The 21,919-nt window shown below is 56.7% G+C and carries 20 protein-coding genes and 1 tRNA gene; 17 read left to right on the top strand and 4 right to left on the bottom strand.

All coding sequences use genetic code 11. The features are described from left to right. Nucleotide 1 precedes the first annotated feature (1 nt). Nucleotides 2–1,063 carry an ABC transporter ATP-binding protein gene (locus ACZ1G5_RS13200; protein ID WP_472733281.1) on the bottom strand — a complete coding sequence of 354 codons (1,062 nt, stop codon included), beginning with the start codon at nt 1,061–1,063 and terminating at the stop codon, nt 2–4. A 3-nt stretch (nt 1,064–1,066) separates the two neighbouring features. Continuing rightward, nucleotides 1,067–1,861, bottom strand: a complete 795-nt coding sequence (locus ACZ1G5_RS13195) for an IclR family transcriptional regulator (protein WP_472734334.1) — start codon at nt 1,859–1,861, stop codon at nt 1,067–1,069. Between the two features lie 172 nt (nt 1,862–2,033). On the opposite strand from ACZ1G5_RS13195, the gene ACZ1G5_RS13190 reads away from it, so the two are divergent. The 15 genes from ACZ1G5_RS13190 to ACZ1G5_RS13120 all read left to right on the top strand — a co-directional run bounded on the left by ACZ1G5_RS13190 (nt 2,034) and on the right by ACZ1G5_RS13120 (nt 18,419). After that, nucleotides 2,034–3,296: an ABC transporter substrate-binding protein gene (locus ACZ1G5_RS13190; protein WP_472733280.1), complete on the top strand. Its 1,263-nt coding sequence runs from the start codon at nt 2,034–2,036 to the stop codon at nt 3,294–3,296. Between the two features lie 133 nt (nt 3,297–3,429). Then, on the top strand, nt 3,430–4,356 hold the full coding sequence (locus ACZ1G5_RS13185) for a carbohydrate ABC transporter permease (protein ID WP_472733279.1): 927 nt from the start codon (nt 3,430–3,432) through the stop codon (nt 4,354–4,356). Then, nucleotides 4,356–5,204 carry a carbohydrate ABC transporter permease gene (locus ACZ1G5_RS13180; RefSeq protein ID WP_472733278.1) on the top strand — a complete coding sequence of 283 codons (849 nt, stop codon included), beginning with the start codon at nt 4,356–4,358 and terminating at the stop codon, nt 5,202–5,204. Before ACZ1G5_RS13185 ends, ACZ1G5_RS13180 begins: the two co-directional genes overlap by 1 nt. 5 nt (nt 5,205–5,209) lie before the next feature. Further along, on the top strand, nt 5,210–7,291 hold the full coding sequence (locus ACZ1G5_RS13175) for an alpha-galactosidase (protein WP_472733277.1): 2,082 nt from the start codon (nt 5,210–5,212) through the stop codon (nt 7,289–7,291). After that, nucleotides 7,288–8,046 carry an SDR family NAD(P)-dependent oxidoreductase gene (locus ACZ1G5_RS13170; RefSeq protein ID WP_472733276.1) on the top strand — a complete coding sequence of 253 codons (759 nt, stop codon included), beginning with the start codon at nt 7,288–7,290 and terminating at the stop codon, nt 8,044–8,046. Before ACZ1G5_RS13175 ends, ACZ1G5_RS13170 begins: the two co-directional genes overlap by 4 nt. Beyond that, complete coding sequence (locus tag ACZ1G5_RS13165) at nt 8,043–8,948, top strand: 2-dehydro-3-deoxygalactonokinase (RefSeq protein WP_472733275.1); 906 nt, start codon at nt 8,043–8,045, stop codon at nt 8,946–8,948. The genes ACZ1G5_RS13170 and ACZ1G5_RS13165 overlap by 4 nt, the downstream gene beginning before the upstream one ends. A gap of 4 nt (nt 8,949–8,952) precedes the next feature. Next, the gene (locus ACZ1G5_RS13160) at nt 8,953–9,558 is read left to right on the top strand and encodes a 2-dehydro-3-deoxy-6-phosphogalactonate aldolase (RefSeq protein ID WP_472733274.1); all 606 of its coding nucleotides are present in this window, start codon (nt 8,953–8,955) and stop codon (nt 9,556–9,558) included. Continuing rightward, nucleotides 9,555–10,376: an SMP-30/gluconolactonase/LRE family protein gene (locus tag ACZ1G5_RS13155; protein WP_472733273.1), complete on the top strand. Its 822-nt coding sequence runs from the start codon at nt 9,555–9,557 to the stop codon at nt 10,374–10,376. The genes ACZ1G5_RS13160 and ACZ1G5_RS13155 overlap by 4 nt, the downstream gene beginning before the upstream one ends. Before the next feature lie 35 nt (nt 10,377–10,411). Then, nucleotides 10,412–12,316: a beta-galactosidase gene (locus ACZ1G5_RS13150; protein ID WP_472733272.1), complete on the top strand. Its 1,905-nt coding sequence runs from the start codon at nt 10,412–10,414 to the stop codon at nt 12,314–12,316. Next, nucleotides 12,313–13,278 carry an aldose epimerase family protein gene (locus ACZ1G5_RS13145; RefSeq protein ID WP_472733271.1) on the top strand — a complete coding sequence of 322 codons (966 nt, stop codon included), beginning with the start codon at nt 12,313–12,315 and terminating at the stop codon, nt 13,276–13,278. The genes ACZ1G5_RS13150 and ACZ1G5_RS13145 overlap by 4 nt, the downstream gene beginning before the upstream one ends. A gap of 229 nt (nt 13,279–13,507) precedes the next feature. Continuing rightward, entirely contained in the window at nt 13,508–14,902 is a 1,395-nt protein-coding gene (locus tag ACZ1G5_RS13140) for a cytochrome ubiquinol oxidase subunit I (protein WP_472734333.1), read from the top strand. 4 nt (nt 14,903–14,906) lie between these two features. Continuing rightward, entirely contained in the window at nt 14,907–15,917 is a 1,011-nt protein-coding gene (locus ACZ1G5_RS13135) for a cytochrome d ubiquinol oxidase subunit II (protein WP_472733270.1), read from the top strand. 83 nt (nt 15,918–16,000) lie between these two features. Then, nucleotides 16,001–16,077, top strand: a tRNA-Met gene (locus ACZ1G5_RS13130). A 325-nt stretch (nt 16,078–16,402) separates the two neighbouring features. Further along, on the top strand, nt 16,403–16,942 hold the full coding sequence (locus ACZ1G5_RS13125; RefSeq protein ID WP_472733269.1) for a GNAT family N-acetyltransferase: 540 nt from the start codon (nt 16,403–16,405) through the stop codon (nt 16,940–16,942). 64 nt (nt 16,943–17,006) lie between these two features. Next, nucleotides 17,007–18,419, top strand: coding sequence for an FAD-binding oxidoreductase (locus tag ACZ1G5_RS13120; protein ID WP_472733268.1), 1,413 nt, complete (start codon nt 17,007–17,009; stop codon nt 18,417–18,419). A 62-nt stretch (nt 18,420–18,481) separates the two neighbouring features. Here ACZ1G5_RS13120 and hemC read toward each other — a convergent pair whose 3' ends face one another. Continuing rightward, complete coding sequence (gene hemC, locus ACZ1G5_RS13115; protein ID WP_472733267.1) at nt 18,482–19,417, bottom strand: hydroxymethylbilane synthase; 936 nt, start codon at nt 19,415–19,417, stop codon at nt 18,482–18,484. Between the two features lie 94 nt (nt 19,418–19,511). On the opposite strand from hemC, the gene hemE reads away from it, so the two are divergent. Further along, nucleotides 19,512–20,546 carry a uroporphyrinogen decarboxylase gene (hemE, locus tag ACZ1G5_RS13110; RefSeq protein ID WP_472733266.1) on the top strand — a complete coding sequence of 345 codons (1,035 nt, stop codon included), beginning with the start codon at nt 19,512–19,514 and terminating at the stop codon, nt 20,544–20,546. Nucleotides 20,547–20,594: 48 nt separating this feature from the next. Then, nucleotides 20,595–20,981: a hypothetical protein gene (locus tag ACZ1G5_RS13105; protein ID WP_472733265.1), complete on the top strand. Its 387-nt coding sequence runs from the start codon at nt 20,595–20,597 to the stop codon at nt 20,979–20,981. A 1-nt stretch (nt 20,982) separates the two neighbouring features. Here the strand turns inward: ACZ1G5_RS13105 and hemF are convergent, their stop codons facing one another. Further along, nucleotides 20,983–21,861, bottom strand: coding sequence for an oxygen-dependent coproporphyrinogen oxidase (gene hemF / locus ACZ1G5_RS13100; protein ID WP_472733264.1), 879 nt, complete (start codon nt 21,859–21,861; stop codon nt 20,983–20,985). Nucleotides 21,862–21,919: the final 58 nt, after the last annotated feature.

The following is a 21,919-nucleotide window of genomic DNA, read 5'->3' as shown; positions in this document are numbered from 1 at the left end:
GTCAGGTCCGAATACGCTGCTCGGTCTCTGCGTCAAACAGATAGATCCGGCTGGCATCGATCTGGATGCCGACCTTGTCACCTTCATTGCTGCGCACATCGCCGCGCTCTTCCACAACGATACGCTCACCGCTGTCGCTGGTCAGATAGGCGAAGGACACGCCGCCAAGGCTTTCCATCATCTCAACGGTGTGCGTATCACCGGCTGGATCAATGATAATATGCTCCGGGCGGGCACCGACACTGAGCGCTTTACCGTCGTAGGCTGCGTTGATCATGCCGTCGTAGGACGCTGCCAGACCGGGAGCCGAGACTGCCCCTCCTTTGGCCGACCCGTTCACAAAGTTCATCGCAGGTGAGCCGATAAAGCCCGCCACGAATTTGTTGTCAGGGTCGCGATAAAGGTCCATCGGCGCGCCAACCTGTTCGATCACGCCCAGACGCAACACAACGATCTTATCCGCCAAGGTCATCGCCTCGACCTGATCGTGGGTCACGTAGATCATGGTCGCGCCGATTTCTTTGTGCAGGCGCGCGATCTCGACCCGCATTTCGACGCGCAATTCGGCGTCGAGGTTTGACAGCGGTTCGTCAAACAAAAACACTTCAGGACCACGCACAATTGCACGACCAATGGAGACACGCTGGCGCTGACCACCCGATAGCGCGGCAGGTTTGCGATCAAGATAGGGTTCGAGCTTGAGGATGCGGGTGGCTTCCGCGACCTTCTCTTCAATCTCGGGCTTGGGGTGCCCGTTCATTTTCAGGCCGAACCCCATGTTATCTTTGACCGTCATATGCGGGTAGAGCGCGTAGGTCTGAAACACCATGGCCACGCCACGCTCTGACGGATCCATGCGGGTGACGTCGCGCGTGCCGATGTGCATTTGGCCTTCGGTGGTTTCTTCCAAGCCCGCGACCATGCGCAACAGGGTCGATTTCCCGCACCCCGACGGGCCAACAAAGACACAAAATTCGCCATCTTCGATTTCTAGATCAATCCCGTGAATGACCTGCACATCGCCGTAGCGTTTGATCACCTTATTCAGCGTAACACCTGACATGGCTTAAATCCTTGTTGCTTCTTTTGTATGATAATCTGGGAAGCTCCAGTTCTGGGCCTCCCGCGTGATCTTTTCTGCCGTCTCTTTTAGGACGGGCACATAAGCCTCTAGTCCCGCAAGATTGGTACGACTTGTTGTGCTGGTGACCGAGAGAGCGCCCAACACCCGGCCCGTTTCGGTTAGAATTGGCATTGCCACGCAAATGATGCCCGGTTCGTGTTCCTCCCGGTCAAAACCGTAGCCATGTTCACGAATGTCTTTGAGTTCGGCGCGCAGCGCATCCGCGCTATCAAGTGTATGATCCGTAAAGACATGGAAAGACTGCTGTTCTATGACTGTGTCAGCGGTGGGGTCATCAAGGAATGCCAGCATCACCTTACCCACGCCGGTACAGTAGGCAGGACCTACCTTGCCGGCTTGGCTGTACATTTCCACCGGCTGCCCGGCATTGCGCTTGTCTATGTACAGCACCTGCGCTGCATCCAGCTGCGCCAGATGTACTGTTTCACCGACCGCTTTGCTAAGTCCGTCGATGTGCGGCCGCGCCACAGGAGCAAGTGTCGACTGATCCCACGCGGCATGGGCCAAGCGCACCAGACGGACGCCGGGGCTATATGTCTGGCGCTCCGGGTCATAGGCGAGCATTCCCTGGTTCGTCAGCGTTTGCACAAATCGGTACAGTGTTGGCTTGGGGAAATCTGACTGGGACAGCAATTCGCTGAAACGCACAGGCCGACCGAAGGCCGCAACCTGATCAAGCACCTCAAGCGCTTTACCGACTGTGCCGTCACCGGTCACCCGTCCCATTTGTCCTCCCATATCTCAACAGAGCATTTGCACTGGTCTCCTCCCCGGTGCAGCTTTGAGATGTTGACAAGGCTAGCCGAGTCGCGGTTTAGTATCAACATCCAAAACCAAGTTTCAAATAATGAGACCGGTTTTACACACGGAAGCATACTGGGAGGACACCATGCATTCCATTTTGAAGACGTCGCTTGCGGCGTTGGTTGCTGCTGGCGTAACTGCGTCAACAGCTGCTGCAGACGGCCACGGCCTGTCTGGCGAATTGAACATCACATCCGACATGTCCAACCCCGCGCCGCGCGCGGTGATGGAAGGCCTGGTCGAAGACTTTGGTGAACTGCACCCCGGTCTTGAGATCAACCTGACAATCGTTGATCGTGAAGCCTGGAAAACACAGATCCGCAACTCACTTGGCGCAAACCCACCTGATGTTGTGAACTGGTATGCGGCCAACCGTATGCGTCCGTTCGTTGACGCGGGACTATTTGCCGACATCTCTGACCTCTGGGCCGAGCCTGAGTTTGAAGCTCTGGCATCCACCAAAGGTGCGATGACACTTGATGGCGCTCAGTGGGGCGTGCCTTACACATACTACCAGTGGGGTGTTTACTACCGTAAAGACATCTTTGAAGAGTATGGTCTGAGCGAACCTGCGACTTGGGAAGAAGAGAAGGCAAATTGCCAGACACTGCTCGACAATGGCGTCAAGTGCTACACAATCGGCACCAAGTTCCTTTGGACAGCTGGCGGCTGGTTTGACTACATCAACTCGCGCACAAACGGCTACGACTTCCACGTCGCATTGGCCCGTGGCGAAATTGAATGGACAGACGACCGCGTGCGTCAGACATTCGCCAACTGGCGTGAGCTGATCGACATGGGCGCCTTCATTGACGACCACCAGACATACAGCTGGCAGGAAGCGCTGCCCTTCATGGTCAACGGCGAAGCCGCCGCTTATCTGATGGGCAACTTCTCTGTCGCGGCATTCCGCGACGGTGGCCTGACGGATGATCAGCTGGACTTCTACCAGTTCCCAGTGATCAACGCAGACGTTGACTATGCAGAAGATGCGCCAACAGATACGTTCCACATCGCATCTGGTGCACAGAACATGGATGCCGCGAAAGAGTTCTTGCGCTTCGTCACATCCGCTGACGTTCAGACAGAAATCAACAGCGGTTCTGGCCTTGGTCAGCTGCCTGTGAACGCAAACTCTTCGATTGATGACGACAAGTTCCTCAAGGAAGGCTTTGATATGCTGTCCACCAACGCAGGTGGCGGTATTATGCAGTTCTTCGACCGTGACTTCGACGCCGAAATGGCATCTGTCGGCATGGAAGGCCTGCAGGAGTTCATGGTGTTCCCAGATAACCTGGACGACATCCTGGCACGCCTCGAAGAGACACGTCAGCGTATCTACAACTAAAACGTAAGGTGGGGGAATAATCCCGCCCTACGCGACCTCGCCCTTTCTAGGGCGGGGTCATTCTCGCCCCCAACTCATCCGCAAAGCCACTTGTCGGCTTTTCGCATGTGCTGACCGCAAGGGAGACCAATCCATGGCAACCGCTGCACCAACCCGGAGCTGGTATAAACGCAACGAGATTGCGATTACGCCGTGGCTTTTCCTGCTACCGGCGATGATCTTTTTCGCAGTCTACGTGATCGTTCCTATTGCACAGTCGTTCTGGATTTCACTTCATCAATGGGACGGTCTGGGCGAAAAGACATGGGTTGGCACCGCCAACTATGAACGGTTGCTTGGTTGGGGCGATGCGAGCATCGACCGCAAGTTCTCGGTCTCGTTCTGGAACAACCTCAAATGGCTGGTGCTCTATCTGCTGGCGATCCCTGCCGGTCTGATGATTTCGCTCTTCCTCAATCAGACTGTGACAGGCATCCGCTTTTACAAGTCGATGTTTTTCTTTCCCTTCGTGATCAGCCAGGTTGTTGTGGGCCTTGTGTTCAGCTGGTTCTACCTGCCACGTGAAGGTTTGCTGAACGCCGTGCTTGGTATCTTTGGCGCTGGCCCCGTGAACATTCTGGGCGATCCGACCATGGCAACTTACGGCATCATCGCTGCGGGCCTTTGGCCGCAGACAGCCTATTGCATGATCTTGTACCTGACCGGCCTGAACGCCGTGGACCCGGAACAGGTTGAGGCCGCGCGGCTTGACGGTGCCAAGGGTCATAAAATGCTATGGTATGTCATCCTGCCGCAATTGAAGCCCGCGACCTTTATCGCGTTCGTTGTGACAATCATTGGCGCCCTGCGCTCGTTCGATTTGATCAGCGTTATGACAAATGGTGGGCCTTTCGGATCAACCCGCGTCCTGTCGTTCTATATGTTCGAGGAATCGCTGTCCGAATTCGGTTTCCGCATGGGCTATGGCGCCGCGATTGCGGTGGTTCTGTTCTTCATCATGCTGGGCTTCATCACCTACTTCTTGTGGTCGATGTACCAAGACGAAAAGGGAGGTCGCTAATGTTTCCGACCCCGCTCGAAAAGACTTCACGCCAGTGGCAAATCTCGTATCAGGTCCTGCTGCCGATCATGTTGATCATCTGGCTCTTGCCACTGATCGCCGTTGCCAATTTCTCGATCAAGCCTGAGGCAGATTTCGTCAACGGCAACTACTGGGGTATCCCCAGCAGCTTCTCGGCGCTCGAAAACTACGGCAAGGTATTCTTTGAATCGAACATGCCACGCTACCTTTGGAACTCATTGTTCATCACAATCCCCACGGTGATTGGCGCAGTAGCACTGTCTTGCATGGCGGGCTTTGCGCTCGGGATTTACAAGTTCCGCAGCAACCTGCTTATCTTTTTCATCTTTATCGCGGGTAACTTTGTACCCTTCCAGATCCTGATGGTACCGGTGCGTGATCTGACCGTTAGTATGAACCTTTATGATACCAAGACCGGGCTGGTTTTGTTCCACATTGCCTTCCAAACCGGGTTCTGCACGCTTTTCATGCGCAACTTCATCCGCGCATTGCCATTTCCGCTGATTGAAGCTGCGCGTGTCGAAGGCATCGCGGAATGGAAGATTTTCCTCTATGTGGTCCTGCCGCTGATGAAGCCCGCATTGGCTGCCCTCGCGGTGCTGATCTTTACCTTCATCTGGAACGACTATTTTTGGGCCGTTGTTTTGACCCAAGGGCCGACCGCCCAACCCGTCACCGCCGGGATCACCGAGTTTAACTCGCAGTTCCGCGCCGCCTATCACTTGATGAGTGCCGGCTCCATCGTGGCAGCCCTGCCGCCAGTAGCCATGTTCTTCTTGATGCAGAAACACTTTATCGCGGGTCTCACCCTCGGAGCTGTAAAGTAAACTAAATGAACAGAACCTATCGTATCGACGATGGTCGTCAGACACTTGTTCTGGCGGCCCGCAACGACCGTCTGCCAGAAGCCGTTTATTGGGGCGCCACTCTTCCCGATGACGAAGATCTCGACACGCTGCATGCGGCCAATGTGATTGATGTCACCGGTGGCATGTTGGATGAAAATCCCGACTTGTCGATTTGTCCCGAGGCCACGCGCAGCTTCCCGGGCCAGCCGGGTCTTATCGTGCGCGACACAGATGGCACGCCACTTTTACCGAAATTTTGCTTTGAGAATGTAGAACAAAACGGCACGCTAGAGCTGCGGTACGTGGATAAGGCCAATGGCCTGACATTGACCGTCAGCTTTATCAGCGACCATGACACCCATACGATCACTTGCCAGACCACGCTTGATGCGACCCGCCCCGTGCATTTGCACTGGTTGGCCGCCCCGGTCTTGCCGGGACCGCAGCAATCGGATGAAATGATTGATGTTTCGGGCCGTTGGTGCGGCGAATTCCAATTGTCACGCACCGCTTGGGCACCCGGGATGCGTTACCGCGAAAATCGCACCGGACGGACCGGCCACGAGCATTTCCCCGGCCTGATCATCCCCTGTCGCGGCGCAACCAACACGACCGGTGAAGCATATGCTTTTCACTATGGTTGGTCCGGCGGCCATAAGATGATTGCGGAAGAGTTGCAGGATGGCCGCCGTCAAATCCAATGGGGCCATGCCGCCCGGATGGAAACCGAGCCCGCAACGCAGTTCAAAACCGCACCGCTTTATATTGTTTACTCGAATACCGGGCTAAACGGCTGTGCTGTATCTTTCCAACGCCATTTGCGCGATCGGATCGTGACTTGGCCGAAACCTGATGCGCCACGCCCTGTACACTATAACTGCTGGGAAGCCGTCTATTTCGACCACAAACTGCCCGTTCTGCAAGACATCGCTGACCGCGCCGCCAAGCTGGGCGCCGAACGCTTTGTGCTGGATGACGGTTGGTTCGGGAACCGCGACGATGACACCCGCAGCTTGTCGGATTGGACAGTTGATCCGCGCAAATATCCCGATGGTCTGCACCCGCTTATCACCCATGTGCATGGTCTGGGCATGACATTTGGCATTTGGTTCGAGCCCGAGATGATCAATGAGGATAGCGACATCCATCGCGCCAATCCCCATTGGGCCTTGGGCAGCGAAGACCAGACATTGGGGCGCCAACAAAAGGCGTTGAACATGGCGCTCCCGGAAGTGCGGGATTTTCTGTTTGACCGGATGTCCGCCATCCTGCGCGATCATGAGATCGACTATATCAAATGGGATCACAACCGCGTTCTGCCGATGCCAGACGCAGCGCAAACCCGTGGATCATACGCGTTGATCGACCGTCTGCGTACAGACTTTCCCCATGTCGAAATCGAAAGCTGTGCCTCGGGTGGCGGACGCATTGATTTTGGCATTCTGCAGCGCACGCAGCGGGTCTGGTTATCAGACAGCAACGATGCGCTGGAAAGGTTGCGTATTCAGCATGACGCGGCGCTCTTTCTGCCCTTGTCAGTCACCGGCAGCCACGTGGGCCCGCGTCATTGCCATACATCGGGTCGCAATCTCGATATCTCGTTCCGCGCTTGGGTCGCCGCCCAGCGCCACATGGGGTTCGAGATGGACCCACGTGAACTGGACGAGGTCGAAACCGCTGTACTGACCGAAGTCACAAGCTGGTGGAAACATAATCGAGACTGGATGCAGAAAGCAGATATTCTGCTATTGGATAGCGCCGATCCGGCTGTGTTGGCTGAACAACAGCTTTCTCGGGAGAAGGACCGCTTTGTTGTTTTTGCAGGCAAGGCGGCCACCAGTGCGCAGATCGCGCCGCGCCCTCTGCGCTTGACCGGGCTGGACCCTGATGCGACCTACCGGATCAACTTGGCTAACCGCAACACACTGCATCGTTTGTCGCGGGGGACAACAGCGCTGAAGACAGATGCGCTGGAGTTGTCGGGCACCTACCTGATGCACCATGGCGTCACGCTCCCATGGTCCTTCCCAGATCGGATGTGGGTTCTGGAAGGGACCCGCCTATGACTGCAACCTTCCATGATCTTGATGGCGCGTCTGTCTTTATCACCGGGGGTGGCAACGGTATCGGGGCGGCCTTAACTGACGGGTTCTTGGCGCAGGGTGCCAAGGTCACGTTTGTTGGGCGCTCAGATGCCAATGACTTTGTCGATGCAATGGCCGACAAACACGGGCAGCGTCCGCTTTTTGTCCAGTGCGATATTACGGACACCGATGCCCTGAAGGCCGCGATGGATCAGGCTGCGTCTGCAAATGGAGCCTTGAATGTGCTGGTGAATAACGCGGCCAACGATATGCGACATGATGCAATGCAGATCACGCCCCAGATCTGGGACGATATGCAGGCCGTGAATTTCAAGGCATATTTCTTTGCCTGTCAAAAGGCGGCCGCTTTGATGGGGGCACAGGGCTCAATCATTAACTACTCATCGATCACCTACTTGATGGGGGCACCGGGCCTAACGCCCTACGTCAGCGCAAATGCTGGCATCATGGGCATGACACGCGCTCTGGCGCGCGAGTGGGGCCCACTTGGTATCCGGGTTAACGCCATTGCACCGGGCTGGGTGTTCACCGAGAAACAGGAAACCACATGGGCCACACCAGAGGCGAAAACCGCCTTTTTGGAGAAACAATGCCTGAAAACCTTTATCAAGCCACCTGATATGGTGGGTGGGACGCTTTTCTTGGCCTCGGACACCTCCGCAATGATGACTGGCCAAACACTGGTGATTGATGCAGGCGTGGTGGGCACAGGATGACAGATAGCATGATCAAAGCTGACTGGATCGCAGTTGACTGGGGCACAAGTAATATGCGCGCATGGGCCATGTCAGCCTCTGGCTCGGTCCTGGCCGACGCCGGTTCGGATAAGGGGATGGGGCAACTTGCTCCTGATCAGTTTGAGGCCGCCTTGCTTGATATTGTCGGCGATTGGATGACGGGGCCAACGACAGTCGTGGCTTGCGGTATGGTCGGTTCGCGGCAAGGCTGGGTCGAGGCTGCCTATGACGCCGTCCCCTGCCCCACATTGCCGCAAGGTTTTGCGCAGCCGGCAACGACACACCCAGACCTGTCCGTCCACGTGATCCCAGGTATCAAACAGATTGAACCCGCTGATGTGATGCGCGGCGAAGAAACGCAAATCAGCGGGTTTTTGGCCCGTAACCCGGGGTGGGACGGTGTCGTCTGCTTGCCGGGGACACATACGAAATGGGTCCATATCAGTGCTGATGAGGTCGTGAGCTTTCAGACCTTCATGACAGGCGAGCTTTTTGCGACGATTTCTGAGAAAACCGTTCTGCGCCACTCTATTGCGGCACAGGGTTGGGACAATGACGCCTTTCTTGCAGGTCTTGATGCGTCAATGGCGCGACCTGAACGCCTTGCCAGTCGGTTGTTTTCTTTGCGTGCAGAAGGTTTGCTGCATGGCCTCGACGGTGCCACAGCACGCGCGCGACTGTCCGGTTTGCTCATCGGGGCAGAGCTTGCAGGCGCAAAACCCTACTGGCTCGGGCAGCAGATTGCCGTAATAGGGGACAGTGGCTTGGCCAAGCTCTATGTGGATGCACTCGCCACGCAGGCTGCACCAGCGACGCAAGTCAATGCCATCTCTGTGACACTTGCCGGCCTCACGGCTGCCTATCAACGCCTGAAAGGATAACCCAATGGATCGTCCACTGATTGCTATTTTGCGGGGGGTGACACCGGCCGAGGCCGCCCCAATCGCAGCAGCCCTGATTGATACAGGTATCACAAAGATTGAGGTGCCGCTGAATTCCCCTGATCCCTTTGATAGCATCAAGGCGATGGCCGACGCGCATAGCCAAGATGCCCTGATCGGCGCAGGCACAGTGCTGTCAGTCGAAGATGTGGGTCGCGTGGCGCAAGCGGGTGGCAAACTGATCGTTTCACCCAACTATGACCAACGCGTGATCGTCGCCACCAAGACAGCCGGCATGCAAAGCTGGCCGGGCGTGATGACCCCAACCGAATGTTTCGCCGCGCTGAAGGCTGGCGCAGACGGTCTCAAGATTTTTCCGGCCAGTCTGCTTGGTCCAGACGGCATCAAAGCGATCCGCGCCGTGTTGCCCAAGGGCACACAGGTCTACGCGGTTGGCGGTGCAGGCGCTGATAACTTTGCGGAATGGATGGCCGCAAGTGCGGATGGATTCGGCATTGGATCTGCTCTTTATAAGCCGGGCCTATCTGTGGCCGAAGTCACCGCACGTGCCCGAGATATGGTCGCGGCCTATGATGCGGCCGCCCAATGATTTTCGACGCGACCCAATGCCAGCTGGGCGAAGGCCCGCTGTGGCACCCCACCAGAAACGAACTGTTTTGGTTCGATATCCTTGGCAAGCGCCTTCACAGCAAAACGCAAAGCTGGGATTTCAATGAATACGTCAGTGCGGCCGGCTGGGTTGACGACAATAGCCTGTTGCTTGCCACCCAGACCGCATTGCGCCATCTTGATCTGACCACCGGCGAACATCGCCTTGTCGTACCGCTTGAGGCGGACAACAGTGTCACCCGCTCGAATGACGGTCGCGCTGACCCACAAGGCGGTTTCTGGATTGGTACGATGGGCATCAACGCTGAAGAGGGTGCCGGTGCAATCTATCGCTACTATCAGGGTGAATTACGCCAGATATTCGCGCCGATCACGATCTCAAATGCTATCTGCTTTGCGCCGGATGGTAAGACCGCCTATTTTACGGACACGCCCACGCAAATGATCATGCGCGTCGCGCTGGATGCTGATGGCTGGCCGATATCAGAACCTGCGCTGCATATCGATCTGCGTGGCACGGACTTCCGTCCAGACGGTGCCGTTATCGATGCTGCCGGTAATCTCTGGAATGCACAATGGGGTGTGAGCCGCGTCGCGGGTTACGCCCCTGATGGGACATTCATGGAAAGCTATAGCTTTGCCGCGAAACAAACGTCCTGCCCGGCCTTTGGTGGCGAAGACCTGAGCACGCTTTACTGCACGAGCGCAGCCGTGGGTCTGGATGGCCCTGACGAGGGCAAGACTTTCAGTACGCCGACGAGCTATACAGGCCAAGCCGAACACAAAGTCCTTCTCTAGTCTCGTAGGTCACTAGCAAAAAGAGGTTCCTGCCGATGAAACGCACGCTTGGCGTTTGCTATTACCCCGAACATTGGCCAGAGGACCAATGGGCGCGCGACGCCGCCCAAATGGTTGCGACTGGTCTAACGTGGGTGCGCATTGGAGAGTTCGGCTGGAGCCGGATGGAACCCGCGCCCGGCACATTCACGTGGGACTGGCTTGATCGCGCAATAGACGTGCTTGGCGCTGCTGGCCTGAAAGTGGTTCTTGGTACACCTACTGCGACCCCGCCGCGTTGGATGATCGACAAACACTCCGATATGCTGGCTGTCGACGTAAACGGGCGCCCCCGCAAGTTTGGATCGCGCAGGCACTATGATTTTAGCCATCTAGGGTACCGCGAGGAATGCCGCCGCATCGCTGACTTGATGGGCGTTCGCTATGGCAAGAACCCCAATGTGTTGGCGTGGCAAATCGACAATGAATATGACTGCCACGACACGACGCTGAGCTATTCTGACGCGGCCCGAAGTGGTTTTCAGGACTGGCTGTCTCAGAAGTACCAAAGCACCGACGCATTGAACCGCGCATGGGGCAATGTGTTTTGGTCAATGGAATACGACACGTTTGACCAGATCGACCTGCCCAACCTTACAGTTACAGAGCCCAACCATCCGCATCAGCTGGCGTTTCGGCGCTATAGCTCTGATCAGGTGGTGGCTTTCAATAAAGTGCAGGTTGATGCCTTACGTCGCCACACGGATGCACCGCTGATCCACAACTACATGGGGCGGATCACCAGCTTTGATCATTGGAAGGTCGGCGCCGACCTCGATATCGCATCCTGGGATAGTTACCCGATTGGCTTTCTGTCGGATCGGCTGGAAGGCACGCCAGAATTCAAGCGCGCTTTCTTGCGTCAGGGCCACCCCGACATGCAGGCGTTTCACCACGACTTGTATCGCGCTGTTGGCAAAGGTCGTCTTTGGGTGATGGAACAGCAACCCGGCCCGGTCAATTGGGCCCCCTATAATCCTGCACCACTGCCCGGCATGGCGCGTCTTTGGGCATGGGAAGCATTCGCGCATGGTGCCGAAACCGTGTGCTACTTCCGTTGGCGGCAGGCCCCATTTGCGCAAGAACAGATGCATGCCGGACTATTGCGACCTGATAGCGCACCCGCGCCTGCGTTGGCCGAGGCACGGCAGGTAGCAGACGAATTCGCCGAGCTGGGCCATGTAGGCACTGCGCGATCGCAGGCAGCGTTGGTTTTTGACTATGACAGTGCGTGGGGCTGGGACGCCCAACCGCAGGGCGCTGATTTTGAGATGTTCCGCCTCGCCTTTGCAGCCTATCGCGCGATGCGGCGTGCAGGCCTGAATATTGATATACTGCCGCCTGATACGGCCGACCTTTCAGCCTACAAACTGGTTATGGCCCCCGGGATCATGTGTCTGTCTGACCCCTTACGTGCCGCCTTGGGTGAGTTCAAAGGTATCGCGCTGATTGGCCCGCGCAGCGACACCAAAACCGACGAACTGAGCATTCCAACACCGCTTGGCCCAGACCTGTCCAGTTTGGACATCAGCGTTAGCCTGACCGAAAGCATGCCGCCCGATGATGCCATTCAATTGGCGGACGGTGGGCAATTTGTGCACTGGTTTGAACATCTTGAGGGCACTGCCCCGGTGCACGAGCACACCAAAAGCGGGCAGCCCGCAATCATGGGAAGCGATCATCTTCGCTATCTGGCGGGTTGGCCGGACGATACGACATTTGACCGGATTATCGGCTCGGCTTGCGCCGAACTTGCGCTTCCGACACACGACCTGCCCGACGGGCTGCGAATTCGCGACACTGAAATACACCGTTTTGTCTTTAACTACGCCGCGATCCCGCTCGCTTGGAAAGGGCATCAGATCCCAGCCGCAGGCGTACATTGGGAGCCGCTACCATGATCCATTTCGGCACCACCCGATCAGGCGAAGATGTCGCAGCGATCACAATCAGCAAGGGCGGACTTTCGGTCACGGTCCTGACCTACGGCGCGATTGTGCAGGATGTGCGGCTTGCTGGAATAGATCGCGGGCTCGCACTGGGGGCGAATACACTGTCGGACTATGAAAACACGATGGGATATTTTGGTGCCATCGTCGGTCCTATTGCCAACCGTATCAGCAACGCGCGCGTCCGGCTTGACGGCATGATGTACGAACTTGAACGCAATGAGGCCGGACGGACCCATTTGCATTCCGGGCAACAGGGCGTGCATCGGCAAATTTGGGATATTGTTTCGCAAACGGATGACAGCGTGACGCTGCAATTGCGTATGGCGGACGGCATGGCGGGACTGCCGGGCAACCGTGTGATCACAGTGACTTATGCAGTGACCGCACCCGCGACTTTAACGATGACTTTGGACGGCGCAACGGACACGAAGACCTGCATGAATTTTGCCAGCCACATCTATTGGAACCTTGATGGCAGCCCTACGTGGGAGGGACACAGCCTGCGAATTGCGGCTGACCATTGCCTGCCGGTTGATCAGATGACCTGCCCGACGGGAGAAGTCAGGGATGTTACCGGTACCGAAATGGACTTTCGCCATTCCCGCACACCAACACCGGCTGCACCGGTGCTTGACCATAATTTCTGCCTGTCAAATGCACCAACGGTTATGCGTGATGTGTTGTGGCTCAAGGGAACGTCCGGTCTGAAGATGACGGTTGCAACAACGGAACCGGGCATGCAGATCCATGACGCCTGCGGCTCAGCGCGCCCGGGCAAGGCACTCTACGAAGGTTTGGTGATTGAGCCGCAACGTTGGCCAGACGCCCCTAATCAGCCTGGTTTTCCATCTATCACAATAGCGCCAGACACTCCGTACCATCAGGAAACTCAGTGGCGATTTGAGGACTGAGATCGCACCGTTTTGTCACGAATTAGAGGCAAATTTTTGCTTTCTCCCCCCATACTGCCATCGCCGGCATTCCAGAAATTGCGCTCAGAACTGCGAATTTTTCCGATCCTGTCGCACGGTTGGAAATTGGCGCGCGCACACCGCGCTCTGCTGTCGCACCCTCATGATCTATGCCGCGACACAGCTATATTTGTTTCAAGGGCAAAAGAGCCCCGAGATTGAGGCAGTCATGGAACTCGAAACACTTCTCTTGTCACGCATCCAGTTTGCGGCGAACATCTCTTTTCACATCCTGTTCCCAACGATCACCATTGCTTTGGGCTGGGTGCTGCTTTTCTTCAAACTGCGCTACAACCGTACCGGTGAAGAGCGCTGGATGGAGGCGTACCGCTTTTGGGTGAAGATCTTTGCCCTGTCCTTTGCGATGGGCGTTGTTTCTGGCATCACCATGTCATTCCAATTCGGCACGAACTGGCCCGGTTTCATGGAAAAAGTCGGCAATATCGCAGGGCCACTGCTGGCCTATGAGATTATGACAGCCTTCTTCCTCGAAGCGGTGTTCCTTGGCATCATGTTGTTTGGTTTCAGCCGCGTGCCCAACTGGGTGCATACGCTGGCTACCTTCCTTGTGGCCTTTGGTACCATGATGTCAGCCTTTTGGATTATCGTGCTGAACTCTTGGATGCATACACCCCAAGGGTTTGAGGTGATCGACGGCGTGGCGCATGCGACGGATTGGTCTGCCATCATCTTTAACCCCTCCATGCCGTACCGCTTTACCCATATGGTGCTGGCCAGCTTCCTGACTGTTAGCTTCCTAATTGCTGGTGTCAGCGCGTTCCGTTGGTTGATTGGCGGACGAACTGAGGGGGTGCGCGTGGCGTTAAAATCCGCAGTAGTCGCGGCCGCACTGCTGATCCCCGTGCAGATCTTTGTGGGTGACATGCACGGGCTGAACACCAAGGAATATCAGCCGGCCAAAGTGGCCGCGATGGAAGGCAACTGGGAAACAGGTACTGGTGTGCCGCTGATCCTGTTTGCGATCCCCGATGAAGAAGCGCGCGAAAACCGGTTCGAGATTGGCATTCCCAAACTCGCCTCATTCATCCTGACCCATGATTGGAATGGCGAAGTGAAAGGGCTGAATGATTTTGTGACCGAAGATGGCGAGGTGCTGCACCCGCGTGTATCGCCCGTGTTCTGGTCGTTCCGGGTTATGGTGGGTACAGGGCTGTTGATGTTGTTGGTCAGCTGGTCTGCCACCTATATGATCATGCGTCGCAAGCGCGGGGTTGAAGGGTTGCCCAAGCCGATGCTCTGCATGCTGGTGGGCATGAGTTTTAGCGGCTGGCTGGCGACACTGGCCGGATGGTACACCACCGAAATCGGCCGACAGCCGTGGTTGGTCCACGGGGTCATGACCACAAAAGAGGCTGTGGCCGATGTGCCCGCACCGTTGGTGTTGTCGACATTGATTGCCTACCTGGTTGTTTATGCCGCACTGCTGGCTGCCTATATCTTTGTGATCTTCTATCTGGCGCGCAAAACCGCGCGAGGTGAAGCGATCGGGACCAGCATCGCACCCGCGCCTTCGCTTGTTCCCAAAGCAATGCCGGCGGAGTGATGATATGAACACCTTTGGTGACCCAACAATCTGGCTGCCCTTTGTCTTTGCGGCGCTCATGGGCGTGTCCATTCTGATCTACGTCATTCTGGACGGTTTCGATCTGGGTGTCGGCGTGCTGTTCCCCTTCGCCGAGAATGACGAGAAAGACCGCATGATCGCGTCCATTGGTCCTTTCTGGGACGCGAATGAAACGTGGCTGGTCCTTGCGGTCGGCCTTTTGCTGGTCGCGTTTCCATCCGCCCATGGCGCGATCCTGACAGCGCTCTATCTACCCGTCGCGATTATGTTGATCGGGCTTATTTTGCGCGGCGTCGCATTTGAGTTTCGCGCCAAAGCACCTGCTCCTCACAAGCGCTTGTGGAACAACGCATTTTTTGCAGGATCATTGATGACCTCGCTCAGCCAAGGTTTCATGCTGGGTATGTATGTTATGGGTTTGGAGTGGACGTTGCTGAACATTGGCTTTGCACTGCTGACAGCGGTTTTCTTGACGGTCGGCTACAGCTTCATCGGTGCCACATGGGTCATTCACAAGACCTCAGACGCCCTGCAACGCAAAGCGGTCGAGTGGGCAAAAGGCGGGATCTGGGGGCTTGTTCTAGGAATCGGCGCTATTTCTCTTGCAACGCCCTTCGTCAGCGCACGTATCTTTGACAAATGGTTCAGTTTGCCCGACGCGCTGTACCTATCGCCCTTGCCCATCCTATCGGCGATTCTGGTCTTTTGGTTATGGTCCATGCTGCGGAAAATGCCGTACCCAGCGGACCGCCGGTCATGGCAACCATTCGCGGCAGCCACCGCGCTTTGGATCATGGCATTTGGCGGCATGGCCTATAGTTTTTACCCTTACGTCGTCCCCGAGCAGATCACGATTTACGAAGCAGCAAGCGCACCAGAAAGCCTGTTTATCATCCTGATGGGCACATGTGTCGTGCTACCAACGATCATGGCCTACACGGTGATGTCGTACTTTATTTTCCGTGGGAAGGCGACCGAACTGCGTTATGACTAACTTACGGTGGGTTTTCCCCCACCGAACCGTCAGAAACGGTTTGACACCCCTGCCCCCATTGCGTAATCGGACGCTCGTGGTACGGCGCGGTAGCTCAGTTGGTTAGAGCGAACGACTCATAATCGTTAGGTCGGGAGTTCAAATCTCCCCCACGCCACCACCACTTTCCCAAATCAAGTGCTCACGCTCAGACCTGACCGGGCACCTGAGGACCCGACTTACGGGCGTTTGGCTACGCCAAGCCACCCTGAGTGCGGGAGTTCAAATCTCCCCCACGCCACCACCACTTTCCCAAATCAAGTGCTCACGCTCAGACCTGACCGGGCACCTGAGGACCCGACTTACGGGCGTTTGGCTACGCCAAGCCACCCTGAGTGCGGGAGTTCAAATCTCCCCCACGCCACCACCACTCAAATAGATACAACGTGACAGAACTTCATGTAGCGTCCTTTCCAACCAGTATTGTTGCATGGCACACTGCGTCTATGATCAATCTCCCGCCCCACACCACCGTCACCACGGAACGCTTGCGTCTTGAACCATATGCACCTGCGCATGCCACAGCCCTGAATATGATCAACAATGAACCTGCGGTTATGGAGTTTCTAAGCGACGGGGTGCCAGAGACGCTGGAAAAGACGCAAGAGGTCATCACACGGTCAAGGACTGCATGGGCCGAACTGGGCTACAGCTGGTGGGCCATCATCGACAGATCAACCAAACACGTCGTCGGTGCCGCCTGCGCCCAGCATGTCGCCCGCAAGCCAGAGGCCGAGATAGAAATCGGTTGGCGTTTGGCCACGGCGACCACTGGCAAAGGCTTTGCCACCGAAGCAGGCCGCGCTGCCGCCCGCTATATGTTCGAGGTCATGGGTGTCGACCAGGTAATCGCTGTGGCCCATCCCGACAACATCGCATCCCACAAGGTCATGCAGCGCATCGGGATGACCTTCCGCGGGATTGAAACCCACTACGATGAAGACTGCACGACCTACGTCCTGCAGCGTGCTGACTTTGACACCTAGGCGCGGGAAGTCTTTACCTCTTGTTAACGCCCGCTAGAGTGCAGTCCAGAGCAATAGGTGTGATATGACCGTCCTTGACCAAATCGCTGACGCCATTGGCGCTGACCGTATTCTGACGGGGGCGGATGCAGCGCCCTATGGCAAGGATTGGACCGGGGCCTATACATCAACGCCCATGGCCGTTTTGCGCCCAGCAAACACGGCAGAGGTCGCGGCCATTCTTAAGATTGCGAATGCCACCAAGACGCCCGTTGTTCCTGCCTCTGGGCGCACTGGGCTGACGGGGGCCACGCTGGCCGAAGACGCGTTGATGCTCTCGGTTGAACGGCTGAATGAGATAACGGAGATCAATGTCGCCGGACGCACCGCCACAGTGGGCGCAGGCGTGATCTTGTCCAACCTGCATGACGCGGCAGAAGAACACGATCTGATCTTCCCGCTGACCCTCGGCGCGCGCGGGTCCGCCATGATCGGCGGGCTTTTATCGACCAATGCTGGTGGGTCAAACGTGGTGCGCTATGGCAGCACGCGCGGCCTGTGTCTCGGCCTGGAGGTCGTGATGGCCGATGGCCGTATCATGAACCTGATGAGCGCGCTGCATAAGGACAATTCCGGCCTTGATCTGCGCAATCTGGTGATCGGGGCCGAAGGCACGCTTGGGATCATCACCGCAGCTGTGCTGAAGCTACGCCCGGAACCTCAGGCCTATGCCACGGCGATGGTTGCTGTCGCATCCCTGCCCGATGCATTACAACTGCTGCACCGGTTGCAGGACGAAACCGGCGGTGGCGTCGAAGCCTTTGAATACATGCCGCGCAGCTATATCGACAAACACATGCAGCTGTTTCCCGACGTGGCCGCCCCCTTTGACGAAAACTATGACGTCAACATCATGATCGAAGTAGCCGCGACGCAAGCCAAAGACGCGGTCCCGCGCGCCGATGGCAGCCTGCCGGTCGTCACGGCGCTGGAACAGGCCCTGGGCACCATGCTGGAAGAGGGCACCGTCCTTGATGCGGTCATCGCCCAGAACGACACGCAGCGCCGCGACATCTGGAAACGGCGCGAGGATGCAGGCGAAGTTGCGTTCTTTGGTGGTGTTTTCGTGAATACCGACGTGGCTGTGCCACTGGACAAGGTCGCAGTCTTTGAAAAGGCGCTGACACCGCGCATTAAGGCGATTGATCCGGACGCAAGCGAGGTCATCGTCGCCCACCTTGGCGACGGCAATATCCATCACACGAGCTATATCAGCCGCAATGACCCCGACATCATGGACGCTTTGGTTGAGGCGGTCGAGGATGTGGTGCAGGAACTCGGCGGATCATTCAGCGCCGAACATGGAATCGGAGTGTCCAAACTTGAGACAATGAAGCGCCGCAAAGACCCGGTTGCTCTGGACGCTATGCGCGCAATCAAAGGGGCCCTCGATCCCAACAACATCCTAAATCCCGGCAAGGTGATCCCCGACACCTGACCAAGAAAATTCGCGAATTTTCTTGGGGTTCAAGAATGAATTTCTAGAAATTCGTTCGCTGGTTAGAAGAAGTCGGGGCCTGCCTGCACCAAAAGCTTCGCCGCCATTGCCCGCCCCATCTCGGCACCATCTTCGACCGTTCCGTCCATATCATCGGCATAAACCTCGGTCCCATCGGTCCTTAGGATTTCGCCACGCAGGCGTATTGATCCACCATCCAACTCCGCTAGACCGCCGATGGGCGTCTCACATGATCCATCCAGATGCGCCAGGAATGCACGTTCAGCAGCCAGTCGCAGGCCCGTGGGCCCGTCGTGGATCGCTTCGAGCATTTCAGCGGCACGGCTGTCATCTCCCCGCCGCTCAATCCCGATGGCACCCTGCGCCACGGCAGGCAACATATCCTCCGGCGCTACAGCCGTGCGCGGCACATCGTTCATATGGAGGCGGTTTAAGCCCGCCATCGCAAGGAACGTCGCTTCAGCGACACCATCAGCCAGCTTTTTCAGGCGAGTCTGCACATTACCGCGAAACTCAACAATATTTAGGTCAGGGCGCTTGGCCAGCAATTGCGACCGACGGCGTAGAGAAGATGTGCCAACAGTGGCGCCTTCGGCCAAATCGTCCAACCCTTTGGCATTCAGCGACACAAACGCATCGCGCACATCTTCGCGTGGCAAATAGGTGTTCAGCAGCAACCCACCGGGCTGTTCAACAGGCATGTCCTTCATCGAATGGACCGCGATGTCGATGGACCCGTCCAGCAACGCCTCTTCAATCTCGCGGGTGAACAGGCCCTTGCCACCGATCTCCTTCAGCGGGCGGTCCTGAATAGCATCGCCGGTCACCTTGATCACGCAAATCGCAAAGGCCTCTTCCGGCAGATCAAAGGTGGCCATCAAGCGCGATCGGGTCTCATGCGCTTGCGCAAGGGCAAGCGGTGATCCACGGGTTCCGATGTTGAAAGGCGAAGCGGGGGTAGGCATTGAAAGTGTCATGTTTGGATTGTTAGACGTGTCAACCTAGCCTGACAACTCCCTTGACAACATCTTCTGCAATTGGGACCACAGGAACGATACAAAAGGACACCTCATGGCGCAGCAAAAGACCATCCTCCGGGCCCTCGCGGGCGAAACTCTTCCCACCCCGCCGATCTGGATGATGCGACAGGCCGGGCGCTATCTGCCAGAGTATAAGGCGACCCGCGCGCAGGCCGGTGATTTCCTGTCATTGTGCTATAATCCTGAATTGGCAGCTGAGGTCACGCTGCAACCCATTCGCCGCTATGGCTTTGATGCCGCTATCCTTTTTGCCGATATTCTATTGCTGCCCCAGGCCCTTGGCGCCGACCTATGGTTCGTCACCGGAGAGGGTCCGCGCCTGTCGACGATCACCTCTGCCGAAGAGCTTGCCAAGTTGAAGCCGACAGAAGCGATCCACGATAAGCTGAACCCTGTTTATGAGACGGTAAAGATCCTGTCTCGTGAACTCCCAGAGGAGACCACATTGATCGGTTTTGCCGGTTCGCCTTGGACAGTGGCCACCTATATGATTGCAGGACAGGGCACGCCAGATCAGGGGCCCGCACATGCCCTGAAATCCGAGAACCGCGCTGCCTTTGATGGAATAATCGCACGGATCACCGAAGGCACCATCGCCTATCTGTCCAAGCAGATCGAAGCAGGTGCTGAATGCGTCAAGCTGTTTGACAGTTGGGCTGGTTCACTTCAGGGCGAAGATTTCCAAAATTACTCGATCAAGCCGATGCAGCAAATCACAGCAGCGCTCAAGCAAAAGCACCCCGGCGTCCCGGTTATCGCGTTCCCGCGCGGCGCAGGGACCAGCTATGCCGGTGTGCATGCTGCGACCGGCGCGGACTGCGTCGCCGTTGATGACGGCGTTGACGCTGCTTGGGTCGCGGAGAATGTTCAAAAGGACGGCTGTGTACAAGGCAACCTAAAGTCGTCCCATATGGTTACAGGTGGCGATGCGCTGGTCTCTGAAACGCGGCGCATTTGTGACGCGCTATCAAACGGTCCGCATATCTTTAACCTTGGTCACGGGATCACACCTGATGCCGACCCAGCAAACGTACAATTGATGATTGATACGGTGCGCGGGTCCTAAATTCGCCGCAAAGACGCGTTACGTCGGCAACACGAACAGGAGCCGGCCTTGCAGCTACCTTTCACATTGCGATTGGCCTACCACAGCTTTCGCGCAACAGTGCGCGCGGGGCTATTGCTGCTTGGCGCATGGTTGGTTTTCATTCCCGCAAACGCAAATGAGGTCACCGCACTGGGCGCACGCGCAGGAACCAGCTATCCGACAGGACTACGCATGATGCGCGTTGCACGCATTGTCGTCAAAGTCGCCCCACCACAAGTCTATCAGGCCATCGCGATCTTCGTCGGGCCAGAAGTTTCGCCAATCATGGTGCAAGTCGCTGTCCTGCAAATGGCGGCCGGCAATGTGCTTCCTGCCTCTACGCGAACGCCTGAAATTGGCCGCGTCGAAAGTGATCGTGACATTTCTGGGCCGCGTTTCATTCAGGTGGACTAAGTCAGACCCATTTTGCCAAAGGCGGCAAGCTCATCAAAACGGCATTGGCGTCATGTCCGGTTGCAAGGCCAAACTTGGTCCCGCGATCATAGACAAGATTATACTCTGCATAGAGGCCACGGTGGACAAGCTGCGTGTCCTTGTCCGCATCGGTCCACGGCGTATCCCGCCGCTTTTCAACCAGCGGCACATAGGCCGGCAGGAAAGCTTTGCCAATGTCCTGGGTCAGCGTGAAATCCGCCTCCCAATCGCCGGTGCAATAGTCATCCATAAAGATACCGCCGACACCACGCGCCCGATTTCTGTGGGGAATGTAGAAATATTCGTCCGCCCACTCTTTCAGTTTGGGGTAATGCGCCTCACCATGCGGGTCGAGGTGGGCCTTCTGGGTGGCGTGGAAATGTGCGGTATCTTCGTCATATTCAATGCAAGGGTTCAGGTCTGACCCGCCCCCAAACCACCAGGCGTGCGGGGTCCAGAACATACGGGTGTTCATGTGCACAGCAGGCGCATGCGGGTTTTGCATATGCGCAACCAACGAAATGCCCGACGCCCAGAAGCGCGGATCATCCTCCATTCCTGGGACACCACGTGCGGCCATCGCCTTTTGAGCGGACGCACCAAGTTGACCATAGACCGCCGACACATTCACACCGACCTTTTCAAACACACGGCCGCCACGCATGACAGACATGAGGCCTCCGCCTGCGTCTGATCCATCATCGGAACTCCGCTTGGTCTCGGTCACTTCAAAACGGCCTACTGTACCCTCGCCAGCAAAGCTGTCTTCCAGTCCCTCGAAAGAGGCAACGATTTCATCGCGCAAGGTGCGGAACCATGAAGATGCTTTGCTTTTTTCCGCCTCAAAACCGTCTGACATTCCCAGATCCAGCCCCCTGATATTGAATAACACGTCTTATTTGCTTTTATGCACCATA

It is taken from the genome of Yoonia sp. JB2-21, from assembly GCF_055693545.1.
Note: the sequence above shows the minus strand (reverse complement) of the source record. Positions and strands in the feature narration are given on the sequence as shown.